The 12,531-nt window shown below is 63.4% G+C and carries 11 protein-coding genes and 1 rRNA gene; 10 read left to right on the forward strand and 2 right to left on the reverse strand.

Going from position 1 to position 12,531, the window contains the following annotated elements; translation table 11 throughout:
- Positions 1-75: 75 nt before the first annotated feature.
- The 4 genes from rrf to E6B08_RS04505 all read left to right on the forward strand — a co-directional run bounded on the left by rrf (position 76) and on the right by E6B08_RS04505 (position 3,915).
- A 5S ribosomal RNA gene (rrf, locus tag E6B08_RS04490) occupies positions 76-191 on the forward strand.
- 161 nt (positions 192-352) lie between these two features.
- A complete protein-coding gene (locus E6B08_RS04495; protein WP_136912914.1) occupies positions 353-1,012 on the forward strand; it encodes a paraquat-inducible protein A in 660 nt (219 codons plus the stop codon).
- Positions 999-1,622 carry a paraquat-inducible protein A gene (locus E6B08_RS04500; protein ID WP_136912915.1) on the forward strand — a complete coding sequence of 208 codons (624 nt, stop codon included), beginning with the start codon at positions 999-1,001 and terminating at the stop codon, positions 1,620-1,622. The genes E6B08_RS04495 and E6B08_RS04500 overlap by 14 nt, the downstream gene beginning before the upstream one ends.
- On the forward strand, positions 1,615-3,915 hold the full coding sequence (locus tag E6B08_RS04505) for a PqiB family protein (protein WP_136912916.1): 2,301 nt from the start codon (positions 1,615-1,617) through the stop codon (positions 3,913-3,915). The genes E6B08_RS04500 and E6B08_RS04505 overlap by 8 nt, the downstream gene beginning before the upstream one ends.
- A gap of 179 nt (positions 3,916-4,094) precedes the next feature.
- Here E6B08_RS04505 and rpsT read toward each other — a convergent pair whose 3' ends face one another.
- Entirely contained in the window at positions 4,095-4,373 is a 279-nt protein-coding gene (rpsT, locus tag E6B08_RS04510; RefSeq protein WP_136912917.1) for a 30S ribosomal protein S20, read from the reverse strand.
- 250 nt (positions 4,374-4,623) lie between these two features.
- Between rpsT and murJ the strand changes: the two genes are divergently transcribed.
- From murJ to ispH, 6 genes are all read left to right on the forward strand, one after another.
- Positions 4,624-6,162 carry a murein biosynthesis integral membrane protein MurJ gene (gene murJ / locus E6B08_RS04515; RefSeq protein WP_136912918.1) on the forward strand — a complete coding sequence of 513 codons (1,539 nt, stop codon included), beginning with the start codon at positions 4,624-4,626 and terminating at the stop codon, positions 6,160-6,162.
- Between the two features lie 118 nt (positions 6,163-6,280).
- Positions 6,281-7,231 carry a bifunctional riboflavin kinase/FAD synthetase gene (ribF, locus tag E6B08_RS04520; protein WP_136912919.1) on the forward strand — a complete coding sequence of 317 codons (951 nt, stop codon included), beginning with the start codon at positions 6,281-6,283 and terminating at the stop codon, positions 7,229-7,231.
- Entirely contained in the window at positions 7,228-10,059 is a 2,832-nt protein-coding gene (gene ileS, locus E6B08_RS04525; RefSeq protein WP_136912920.1) for an isoleucine--tRNA ligase, read from the forward strand. The genes ribF and ileS overlap by 4 nt, the downstream gene beginning before the upstream one ends.
- Positions 10,052-10,567, forward strand: coding sequence for a signal peptidase II (gene lspA, locus E6B08_RS04530; RefSeq protein ID WP_136912921.1), 516 nt, complete (start codon positions 10,052-10,054; stop codon positions 10,565-10,567). The genes ileS and lspA overlap by 8 nt, the downstream gene beginning before the upstream one ends.
- Complete coding sequence (fkpB, locus tag E6B08_RS04535; RefSeq protein ID WP_136912922.1) at positions 10,560-10,997, forward strand: FKBP-type peptidyl-prolyl cis-trans isomerase; 438 nt, start codon at positions 10,560-10,562, stop codon at positions 10,995-10,997. Before lspA ends, fkpB begins: the two co-directional genes overlap by 8 nt.
- Positions 10,998-11,011: 14 nt before the next feature.
- Entirely contained in the window at positions 11,012-11,959 is a 948-nt protein-coding gene (ispH, locus tag E6B08_RS04540) for a 4-hydroxy-3-methylbut-2-enyl diphosphate reductase (RefSeq protein ID WP_136912923.1), read from the forward strand.
- Positions 11,960-11,996: 37 nt separating this feature from the next.
- Here the strand turns inward: ispH and E6B08_RS04545 are convergent, their stop codons facing one another.
- Positions 11,997-12,476, reverse strand: a complete 480-nt coding sequence (locus E6B08_RS04545; RefSeq protein WP_136912924.1) for a GspH/FimT family pseudopilin — start codon at positions 12,474-12,476, stop codon at positions 11,997-11,999.
- Between the last annotated feature and the right edge of the window lie 55 nt (positions 12,477-12,531).

Genomic DNA, 12,531 nt, shown 5'->3' on the forward strand with positions numbered 1-12,531 from the left:
CAAATTAAAAGCAGCACAAATTCACATATCCGAATTCGCTGGGCTGTCCATCTGGACATTCTGGCAACAGAATTTCTTGACGACCATAGAGCATTGGAACCACCTGATCCCATCCCGAACTCAGCAGTGAAACGATGCATCGCCGATGGTAGTGTGGGGTTTCCCCATGTGAGAGTAGGTCATCGTCAAGATTCATTTCGCAAAACCCCTAGCTGCGCGAGCAGGTAGGGGTTTTGTCTTTCTGCGCTATCGATGCAGGCGCCGGCTTGCCAGCGATAGAGCCCTCATTGCCTTCCCACATTTCGAGTCAGAACACTAGAATAGAGCCCACGTATCTATTCAGAACCCCGAGATGCCCGACCCCCTCAATACCGAAGCCTTGGACCAGTTGCCGCTCAACCAGCTGGTAGCCTGTCACGAATGCGACCTGCTGCTGCGCAAGCCGGAGCTCAAGCACGGTGAAAAAGCCCTGTGCCCGCGCTGTGGCTACGAGCTGTACGCCCACCGGCACAATGTGGTCAATCGCAGCCTTGCCCTGGTGCTGACGGCCTTGCTGTTGTTCGTGCCCGCCAACTTCATGCCCATCATGCAACTGCACCTGCTCGGTCAGAACTCGGACGACACCGTCTGGAGCGGCGTGCTGGGCCTGTACAACTCAGAGATGCGCGGTGTGGCAGTGGTGGTGTTTCTGTGCAGCATGGCCATCCCCTTGCTCAAGCTGCTCTGCCAGTTGCTGGTACTGCTCAGCATCCGCCTGAACGCCGGGCGCAGCTATGGCCTTCTGTGCTACCGCATTTACCATCACCTGCGGGACTGGGGCATGCTCGAGGTGTACTTCATGGGCGTGCTGGTCGCCATCGTCAAACTGGTCGACCTGGCCGAACTGACGGTGGGTCTGGGCCTGTTCTGCTTCATCAGCTTGTTGCTGGTTCAGGTCTGGCTCGAGGTGGTGATGTCGCCACACCAGATCTGGGATGCACTGTCAGGGGAAGATCTACATGCGGGCGATTGATGCAGGCATTCTGGTCTGCAATGAATGCCACGAGCTCAACCGCCAGGTTGACGATGGCAGCACACAAACGTGCACGCGCTGTGGCGCGGTGGTCCATGGGCGGCGCCCGAACAGCATCGTGCGCACCTGGGCACTGCTGATCACCGCGTCGATTCTGTACATTCCGGCCAACATCTTGCCGATCATGACGGTCAGTACCCTGGGGCAGGGCAGCCCCGACACCATCATGTCCGGCGTGATCACCCTGCTCAAGCACGGCATGATCCCCATCGCCGCCGTGGTGTTCATCGCCAGTATCCTGGTGCCGACCTTCAAGCTGGTAGGGATCGGCCTGCTGCTGTATTCCGTGCAGCGACGCCAACCGCTGTCGGCCCGCCAACGCATATGGATGTACCGCTTCATCGAATTCATCGGGCGCTGGTCGATGCTCGACATCTTCGTTATCGCCATTCTGGTGGCGGTGGTGAATTTTGGTCGTATTGCCAGCGTCGAAGCCAATTTGGGCGCTGTCGCCTTTGCCAGTGTGGTGATTCTTACAATGCTTGCTGCTTTAACTTTCGATCCCCGACTGATCTGGGATAACACGGAGTCGGATGACGACCATGAGTGATGTGCCTACGGCTAAAACCCGCCCTGCTTCGAACTGGTCGGCCATCTGGATCCTGCCGCTGATCGCGTTGATGATCGGCGGCTGGTTGGCCTGGCAGGCCTACCGCGATGCCGGCGTCGAGATCGAGGTGCGCTTCGAGACCGGCGAAGGCATCGTCGCCAACAAGACGGAAGTCATCTACAAAGGCATGCCGGTCGGCAAGGTCAAGGCGTTGGTGCTCGATGCCCAGGGCAGCAACCAGGGGGTGATCGCCACCATCGAGCTGAACAAGGCTGCCGAGCCGCACCTGACCACTGGCACGCGTTTCTGGCTGGTCAAGCCCAGCGTGACCCTGGCCGGTATCTCGGGCCTGGAGACGCTGGTCTCGGGCAACTACATTGCCGTGAGCCCCGGTGAAGGCGAGAAGACCAAGCGCTTCACCGCGCTGTCCGAGGCGCCGCCGCTGTCCGATAGCGAGCCCGGCCTGCACCTGACCCTCAAGGCCGACCGGCTCGGTTCGCTCAACCGCGACAGCCCGGTGTTCTACAAGCAGATCCAGGTCGGTGTGGTGAAGAGCTACCGGCTCACCGACGACCACGACACCGTCGAGGTCAAGGTCTTCATCCAGCCCGAATACGCCAACCTGGTGCGCAAGCACACGCGTTTCTGGAACGCCAGCGGCATCAGCATCGATGCCAACCTGTCCGGGGTCAAAGTGCGCAGCGAATCGTTGTCGAGCATCGTCGCCGGCGGTATCGCCTTCGCCACCCCGGAATACCGCAAGGACAGCCCGCCCACCGACCCGAGCCTGCCGTTTCGCCTGTATGACGACTTCGACGCCGCCCAGGCCGGGATCCGCGTCAAGGTCAAGCTCAGCGACTACGAAGGCCTGCAGGCCGGCCGCACGCCGGTCATGTACAAGGGCATCCAGGTCGGCTCGCTGAAGACCCTGAAGATGGAGGACAACCTCGGCAGTGCCATGGCCGAGCTGACCCTCGATCCGCTCACTGAAGACTACCTGGTCGACGGTACGCAGTTCTGGGTGGTCAAGCCGTCGATTTCCCTGGCGGGCATCACTGGCCTCGAGGCCCTGGTGAAGGGTAACTACATTGCCATCCGTCCAGGCGAGAAGGGCGCCAAGCCGCAACGTGAGTTCGAGGCGCGGGCCAAGGCCCCGCCGCTAGACCTCAAGGCCCCTGGCCTGCACCTGGTGCTGTTCGCCGATACCCTTGGTTCGCTGGAGGTCGGCAGTCCGGTCATGTACCGCCAGGTCAAGGTCGGCAGCGTGCAGAGCTACCAGTTCGCCCGTAACAGCAAGCGCATCCTGATCGGCGTGCACATCGAGAAGGAATACGAGAACCTGGTCAACGGTTCGTCGCGCTTCTGGAACGTCAGCGGCATCACCCTTACCGGTGGCCTGTCGGGCATCAAGATCAAGAGCGAGTCGCTGCAGACCTTGATGGCCGGTGGTATCGCCTTCGACACGCCCGCGCCCAACGTCGCGCTCAAACGGCGTATCCCGCGCTTCCGCCTGATGGAAAGCCTCGAGGAGGTGAACCGCAGCGGTACCTTGGTGACCATCCGTGTCGATCGCGCCGATGGCCTCAAGCCGGGTACGCCGATCCGCTTCAAGGGGCTGGACGTAGGTAGCGTCGAAAGCGTCGACCTGACCAACGACCTGCAGGCCGTCTTGCTGCGTGCGCGCATTACCGAGGCGGCGGACCGCATTGCCCGCGTCGGTACGCAATTCTGGGTGGTCAAGCCGGCCTTGGGCCTGGTGCGTACCGAAAACCTCGATACGCTGATCGGCGGCCAGTACCTGGAAGTGCAGCCGGCCGCCAAGGACAAGGGCCCGCAGCGTGACTTCATCGCCCTGGGCGAAGCGCCGGAGGTGGTAGGCACCGAAGTCGGCCTGCCATTGACCCTGAGCGCCCCACGGCGTGGTTCGATCAAGCCAGGCGTGCCCGTGACCTATCGCGAGGTGGCGGTGGGCAAGGTGACCGGCTTCGAACTGGGGCAGACCGCCGACCGGGTACTTATCCACATCCTCATCGAGCCCCGCTACGCGGCATTGGTGCGCGGTGGCAGCCGCTTCTGGAACAGCAGTGGATTCGGTTTCGACTGGGGGCTGTTCAAAGGCGCGACCGTGCGCACGGAGTCGCTTGAGACGCTGATCGATGGTGGTATTGCCTTTGCCACGCCAGAGGGCGAGCAGATGGGCAATCCGGCCCGACCACAGCAGACCTTCGCCCTGTTCGAAAAGCCAGAAGATGCCTGGCTGCAGTGGGCACCGAAGATTCCCTTAGGCAAGTAGCAGCGACGCAAACCCCTGTGTAGGAGCGGCCTTGTGCCGCGAAGGGTCGCAACGCGGTCCCCAGGCACCGGGCTTACTTCGAACGGGGCCGCTTTGCGGCCCATCGCGGCACAAGGCCGCTCCTACATGCAGGCAATAAAAAACCGACCCTAGGGTCGGTTTTTCGACTGAAACGTCGCTTAGGCAGCTGCAGCTTCTTTCAGCGCCTTGATGTGGCCATTCAGACGGCCTTTGTGGCGAGCAGCTTTGTTCTTGTGGATGATGCCCTTGTCGGCCATACGGTCGATTACAGGCACAGCCAGAACGTAAGCGGCTTGCGCTTTGTCGGCGTCTTTTGCGTCGATGGCTTTGACTACATTCTTGATGTAGGTGCGGACCATGGAACGCAGGCTGGCGTTGTGGCTGCGACGCTTCTCAGCCTGTTTTGCACGTTTCTTGGCGGAAGGTGAGTTGGCCACCGTCGAGCTCCTCGAAAGACTTTAGGTAAATAGCAAACAAAATAGGCCGCGAATCATGCCGATGAGTCGAGCGGATGTCAAGGCCACCTGCAGGGATCCGCTGAGCGGTGGGTCTTCGCGCCGGAAAGATTCCTTTCTGCCGCGTGACCTGTAAACTCGGGAATTTTTGGTTCCCCTGCGAAGGCGCGGGAGTATCGCACATTCGGGCGCGCTCTGGCAGCGTCCCCTGCCATTGGCGTGAAACTTTTCGATGAACCTGCTCAAATCCCTGGCCGCGGTCAGCTCCATCACCATGATTTCACGGGTGCTGGGCTTCGTGCGCGACACCATCCTGGCGCGGATCTTCGGTGCCGGCATCGCCACCGACGCCTTTTTCATTGCCTTCAAGCTGCCCAATCTGCTGCGCCGGATCTTCGCCGAGGGTGCCTTTTCCCAGGCGTTCGTGCCGATCCTGGCCGAATACAAGACCCAGCAAGGCGAGGAGGCCACCCGCACGTTCGTCGCCTATGTCAGTGGCCTGCTGACCCTGGTCCTGGCCCTGGTCACCGCCGTCGGCATCCTGGCCGCGCCCTGGGTGGTGTGGGTCACCGCGCCGGGTTTTGTCGACAGCGCCGAAAAATACGACCTGACCACTGCCCTGTTGCAGGTGACGTTTCCTTATATATTGCTGATCTCGCTGTCGTCGCTGGTGGGCGCGATCCTCAATACCTGGAACCGCTTCTCGGTGCCGGCGTTCACGCCGACCCTGCTCAACGTGGCGATGATCGGCTTCGCCCTGTTCGTCACGCCCTACTGCGATCCACCGATCATGGCGCTCGCCTGGGGCGTGCTGGCGGGTGGCCTGGCGCAGCTGTTGTACCAACTGCCAGCGTTGAAGAAGATCGGCATGCTCGTGCTGCCCCGCCTCAACCTGCGCGACACCGGCGTGTGGCGCGTGCTCAAGCAGATGCTGCCGGCGATCCTCGGCGTTTCGGTGAGCCAGATCTCGTTGATCATCAACACCATCTTCGCCTCGTTCCTGGTGGCAGGCTCGGTATCCTGGATGTACTACGCCGACCGCCTCATGGAGCTGCCCTCCGGCGTGCTCGGCGTGGCCCTGGGCACCATCCTGCTGCCGACCCTGGCCAAGACCTACGCCAACAAGGACCGCGAGGAATACTCGCGGATCCTCGACTGGGGCCTGCGCCTGTGCTTCCTGCTGGTGCTGCCGTGTACCCTGGCCCTGGCGATCCTGGCCGAGCCACTGACCGTCAGCCTGTTCCAGTACGGCAAATTCAGCGCCACCGACGCGGCCATGACCCAACGCGCGCTGGTGGCCTATTCCGTCGGCCTGATGGCGATCATCCTGGTCAAGGTACTGGCACCGGGCTTCTATGCGCAGCAGAATATCCGCACGCCCGTGCGCATCGCGATTTTCACCCTGGTCTGCACCCAGCTGTTCAACCTGGCGCTGATCGGCCCGCTCAAGCATGCGGGCCTGGCGTTGGCGATCAGCCTCGGTGCCTGCCTGAACGCCGGCCTGCTGTACTGGAAGCTGCGCAGCCACAAGATGTTCCAGCCGCAGCCGGGGTGGGCCATGTTCCTGGCCAAGCTGGTGCTGGCGGTGACGCTGATGTCCGGAGTGCTGCTGCTGGGCATGCATTACATGCCGGCCTGGGCGCAGGGCCACATGCTCGAGCGTTTCCTGCGTTTGGGCGCGCTGATCCTGGCGGGCGTGGTGACGTACTTCGGCTGCCTGTACCTGTGCGGTTTCCGCCCACGGCATTTTGCCCGTCGGGCCTTGCACTGACGGCGCAGGTCGGCCAGGCGTCGGTTTTTCGTATTCCATGCCACCCCTGGGCGTTGGCGCCTGTCGCCGAGGCCCGGGTGTGGTTATAATCGGCCACTTTATGAGCAAGAAGCGCGTTATGCAGCTGGTTCGAGGTCTTCACAACCTGCGCCCCGAGCACCGGGGCTGTGTCGCCACCATTGGCAACTTCGACGGGGTACATCGAGGCCACCAGGCAATCCTGGCGCGCCTGCGCGAGCGTGGTCAGGCCCTGGGCCTGCCGACCTGCGTGGTGATCTTCGAGCCACAGCCGCGCGAATACTTCGCCCCCGATGCCGCCCCGGCCCGCCTGGCGCGCCTGCGCGACAAGGTCGAGCTGCTGGCCGGCGAAGGTATCGACCGGGTCCTGTGCCTGGCCTTCAACCAGCGCCTGAGCAAGCTCAGCGCCGATGCCTTCGTCAAGGCGATCCTGGTCGACGGCCTCGGCGTGCGGCATCTCGAAGTGGGTGACGACTTCCGCTTCGGCTGCGACCGCGCTGGCGATTTCGCCTTCCTGATCGAGGCTGGCAAGCAGTACGGTTTCACCGTCGAGGCCGCCAACACGGTGATCCAGGATGGCCTGCGGGTCAGCAGCACGGAAGTACGCAAGGCCCTGGCGGCCGCCGACTTCGAACTCGCCGAACACCTGCTTGGTCGCCCCTACAGCATTACCGGGCGCGTGCTGCATGGCCAGAAACTGGCGCGCCAGCTCGGCACGCCCACTGCCAACATCCAGCTAAAGCGCCGCCGCGTGCCGCTGTCCGGGGTCTACCTGGCCAGCATCGAGATCGACGGCAAGGCCTGGCCGGGCGTCGGCAACATCGGCGTGCGCCCCACCGTGAACGGTGACGGGCGCCCGCACCTCGAGATTCATCTACTGGATTATGCCGGCGATCTCTATGGCCGGCGCCTGACGGTGGAGTTCCACCACAAGCTGCGTGAAGAGCAGCGTTTCGCCTCCCTGGAGGCGCTGAAGTCGGCGATCGACGCGGACATCGCCGCCGCACGTGCACATTGGCACGCTCAACCGCTAACGAAGAGCCTGAAATGACCGACTACAAAGCCACGCTAAACCTTCCGGACACCGCCTTCCCCATGAAGGCCGGCCTGCCTCAGCGCGAACCGCAGATCCTGCAGCGCTGGGACAGCATTGGCCTGTACCAGAAGCTGCGCGAAATTGGCAAGGATCGTCCGAAGTTCGTCCTGCACGACGGCCCGCCCTATGCCAACGGCAAGATCCACATCGGTCATGCACTGAACAAGATCCTCAAGGACATGATCGTCCGCTCCAAGACCCTGTCCGGCTTCGACGCCCCGTACGTACCGGGCTGGGACTGCCACGGCCTGCCAATCGAGCACAAGGTCGAGGTCACCCATGGCAAGCACCTGACCGCCGACCGCACCCGCGAGCTGTGCCGCGAATACGCCGCCGAGCAGATCGAAGGCCAGAAGACCGAGTTCATCCGCCTGGGCGTGCTGGGCGACTGGGACAACCCCTACAAGACCATGAACTTCGCCAACGAAGCCGGTGAAATCCGCGCCCTGGCCGAGATGGTCAAGCAAGGCTTCGTGTTCAAGGGCCTCAAGCCCGTGAACTGGTGCTTCGATTGCGGTTCGGCCCTGGCCGAAGCCGAGGTCGAGTACGCCGACAAGAAATCCCAGACCATCGACGTGGCCTTCCCAGCCGCCGACGAGGCCAAGCTGGCCGCCGCCTTCGGCCTGGCCGCGCTGGCCAAGCCGGCCGCCATCGTGATCTGGACCACCACTGCGTGGACCATCCCAGCCAACCAGGCGCTGAACATCCACCCGGAGTTCCAGTACGCCCTGGTCGACACCGGCGAGCGCCTGCTGGTGCTGGCCGAAGAGCTGGTCGAGTCGTGCCTCAAGCGCTACAACCTCGAAGGCTCGGTCATCGCCACCGCCCCGGGCTCGGCCCTGGAGCTGGTCAACTTCCGCCACCCGTTCTACGACCGCCTGTCGCCGGTGTACCTGGCCGACTACGTCGAGCTGGGCGCCGGTACCGGCGTGGTCCACTCCGCGCCTGCCTACGGCGAAGACGACTTCGTCACCTGCAAGCGCTACGGCATGGTCAACGACGACATTCTCACCCCGGTGCAGAGCAACGGCGTGTACGTCGAGTCGCTGCCGTTCTTCGGCGGCCAGTTCATCTGGAAGGCCAACCCGGCCATCGTCGACAAGCTGAGCGAAGTCGGTGCGCTGATGCACACCGAAACCATCAGCCACAGCTACATGCACTGCTGGCGCCACAAGACCCCGCTGATCTACCGCGCCACCGCGCAGTGGTTCGTCGGCATGGACAAGCAACCGAGCACCGGCGAGCCGCTGCGCGAGCGTGCCCTCAAGGCCATCGAGGACACCAAGTTCGTCCCGGCCTGGGGCCAGGCGCGCCTGCACTCGATGATCGCCAACCGCCCGGACTGGTGCATCTCGCGTCAGCGTAACTGGGGTGTGCCGATCCCGTTCTTCCTCAACAAGCAGACCGGCGAACTGCACCCACGCACCGTCGAGCTGATGGAAGAAGTGGCCAAGCGCGTCGAGCAAGAAGGCATCGAGGCCTGGTTCAAGCTGGACGCCGCCGAACTGCTCGGCGAGGAAGCCGGCCAGTACGACAAGATCGCCGACACCCTGGACGTGTGGTTCGACTCCGGCACCACGCACTGGCACGTGCTGCGTGGCTCGCACAACATCGGCCACGCCACCGGCCCGCGCGCCGACCTGTACCTGGAAGGCTCCGACCAGCATCGCGGCTGGTTCCACTCCTCGTTGCTGACCGGCTGCGCCATCGACGGCCATGCGCCGTACCGCGAGCTGCTGACCCACGGCTTCACCGTGGACGAGAGCGGCCGCAAGATGTCCAAGTCGCTGGGCAACACCATCGAGCCGGAGAAGGTCAACAACACCCTGGGCGCCGACATCCTGCGCCTGTGGGTTGCCGCCACCGACTACTCCGGGGAGATGGCCGTGTCCGAGCAGATCCTGCAGCGCAGCGCCGACGCCTACCGGCGTATCCGCAACACCGCGCGCTTCCTGCTCTCCAACCTGTCCGGCTTCGACCCTGCCCGCGACCTGCTGGCCCCAGCGGACATGCTGGCGCTGGACCGTTGGGCCGTCGACCGCACCTTGCTGCTGCAACGCGAGCTGGAAGAGCACTACAGCGAGTACCGTTTCTGGAACGTCTATTCGAAGATCCACAACTTCTGCGTACAGGAGCTGGGCGGCTTCTACCTCGATATCATCAAGGACCGCCAGTACACCACCGGCGCCAACAGCGTCGCCCGTCGTTCCTGCCAGACCGCGCTGTACCACATCAGCGAGGCGCTGGTGCGCTGGATCGCGCCGATCCTGGCGTTCACCGCCGACGAAATCTGGCAGTACCTGCCGGGCGAGCGTAACGAGTCGGTGATGCTCAACGGCTGGTACCAAGGCCTGACCGAGCTGCCTGAAGGCACCGAGCTGGACCGCGCCTACTGGGACCGCGTGATGGCGGTCAAGGCCGCGGTGAACAAGGAGCTGGAAAACCAGCGCAGTGCCAAGGTCATCGGCGGCAACCTGCAGGCCGAAGTCACCCTGTTCGCCGAGCAAGGCCTGAGCGCCGACCTGGCCAAGCTGGGCGACGAACTGCGCTTCGTGCTGATCACCTCGGCCGCCAGCGTGGTGCCGTTCGCGCAGGCCCCGGCTGAAGCCGTGGCCACCGAAGTCGAAGGCCTCAAGCTGCAAGTGGTCAAGTCCGGCTATGCCAAGTGCGGCCGTTGCTGGCACTTCCGCGCCGACGTCGGCAGCCATCCGGAGCATCCGGAAATCTGCTCGCGTTGCGTCGACAACCTGAGCGGCTCCGGTGAGGTGCGCCACTATGCCTAACCCCTCGGCAGGGCGCTTCGGGCGCCTTCCATGGCTGTGGCTGAGCTTGCTGGTACTGGTCCTCGACCAGGCCACCAAGCTGTATTTCAACAACGCACTGACCATGTATCAGCAGATCGTGGTCATTCCCGACTACTTCAGCTGGACCTTGGCCTACAACACTGGCGCCGCTTTCAGCTTCCTGGCCGACGGCGCCGGCTGGCAGCGCTGGCTGTTCGCCCTGATCGCCGTGGTGGTCAGTGCGGTGCTGGTGGTCTGGCTCAAGCGCCTGGGGCGCGGCGAGACCTGGCTGGCCGTGGCGCTGGCGCTGGTGCTCGGTGGAGCGATCGGCAACCTGTACGACCGCATCGTACTGGGCCACGTGGTCGACTTCATCCTGGTGCACTGGCAGAACCGCCATTACTTCCCGGCCTTCAACCTGGCCGACAGCGCCATCACCGTCGGTGCGGTGATGCTGGCGCTGGATATGTTCAAGAGCAAGAAGTCGGAGGATCCTGTCCATGACTGACACCCGTATCGGCCAGAACACCGAAGTCACCCTGCACTTCGCTCTGCACCTGGAAAACGGCGACACCGTCGACAGCACCTTCGACAAGGCCCCGGCCACCTTCAAGGTCGGCGACGGCAACTTGCTGCCAGGCTTCGAAGCTGCGTTGTTCGGCTTCAAGGCCGGCGACAAGCGCACCGTGGTGGTTGAGCCGGAAAACGCCTTCGGTCAACCGAACCCGCAGAACGTGCAGACCATGCCGCGGTCCCAATTCGAGGGCATGGAGTTGTCCGAAGGCCTGCTGATCATCTTCAACGACGCCGCCAACACCGAGCTGCCGGGTGTGGTCAAAGCGTTCGACGATGGCCAGGTGACCATCGACTTCAATCACCCATTGGCTGGCAAGACCCTGACCTTCGAGGTGGAGATCCTCGAGGTGAAGGCCCTGTAAGCCTGGAGCCGAGCATGCAAATCAAACTCGCCAACCCTCGCGGCTTCTGCGCGGGGGTCGACCGGGCGATCGAGATCGTCAACCGCGCGTTGGAAGTCTTCGGCCCGCCGATCTACGTGCGTCACGAAGTGGTGCACAACAAGTTCGTGGTCGAAGACCTGCGCAACCGCGGCGCCATCTTCGTCGAAGAGCTGGACCAGGTGCCGGACGATGTCATCGTCATCTTCAGCGCCCACGGTGTTTCCCAGGCCGTGCGCCAGGAAGCCGCTGGCCGTGGCCTGAAGGTGTTCGACGCCACCTGCCCGCTGGTGACCAAGGTGCACATCGAGGTCGCCAAGTACAGCCGCGATGGCCGTGAGTGCATTCTCATCGGCCACGAAGGGCACCCGGAAGTCGAAGGCACCATGGGGCAATACGACGCCAGCAACGGCGGCGCCATCTACCTTGTCGAAGACGAGGAAGACGTTGGCCAGCTGCAGGTGCGCGACCCGGACCACCTGGCCTTCGTCACCCAGACCACCCTGTCGATGGACGACACCAGTCGGGTCATCGATGCCCTGCGTGCGCGCTTCCCGAACATCGGCGGGCCGCGCAAGGACGACATCTGCTACGCCACCCAGAACCGCCAGGATGCGGTCAAGCAACTGGCCGGCGAATGCGATGTGGTGCTGGTGGTGGGCAGCCCGAACAGCTCCAACTCCAACCGCCTGCGTGAGCTGGCCGAACGCATGGGTACCCCGGCCTACCTGATCGACGGTGCCGAGGACCTGCAGCGCGGCTGGTTCGGCGATGCCGCGCAAATCGGTATCACCGCCGGTGCCTCGGCCCCCGAGGTGCTGGTGCGTGGGGTTATCGAGCAGCTCAAGGCCTGGGGGGCTACCGGTGCCGAAGAGCTCGACGGGCGCCCGGAGAACATCACGTTCTCGATGCCCAAGGAATTGCGCGTCCGCTCGTTGATTTGATCGGCGGCCCTATCGCCGGCTTGCCGGCGATAGGGCATCAAGACCCTGCACACAGCGACCGTTCCACCTCATCCGTCCTCAAGCTGACCCGGCCGCTGGTCGCAAGCACCACCCGGTACTGGCTGCTCGGCGCGTCTCGCTCGCATACCTCCAGGGTGCCGTTACCCCGCCCCAGCGGAATCCCCTGTTCGCTGAATGCCACCTGGCTACCCAGATTGTCCGCGATGGTCAATTGGCGGTTGAGCCTGTGCTCGCGCAACACCTGCCGATTGTGTCGAAGCATGACCCGCCATCCCTTGCCCCAATCGTTATCCACAGCCTCCACCATCACTGCCTGGCCTTGCAGCAAGGCATGGCTGCGGGCGCTGCGCAGCGACCGGGCGAGATCCCGGGCGGCGGCTGCGCGGTGTAGGTCATCGCTCAAGCGGGCGTAGGCGGGCATGCCGAGTTGCGTGAGCAACATGGCCACGGCCAACGCGAACAGCATTTGTATCAGTGTTACTCCCTGTTGCTTCACCGTGCATTCCTCCCTGGAAGTGCTTGGCTTTAGCTTCTTGCTCATTGGACATGAG

The sequence above is a fragment of the Pseudomonas putida genome (assembly GCF_005080685.1).
Taxonomy (GTDB): domain Bacteria; phylum Pseudomonadota; class Gammaproteobacteria; order Pseudomonadales; family Pseudomonadaceae; genus Aquipseudomonas; species Aquipseudomonas putida_V.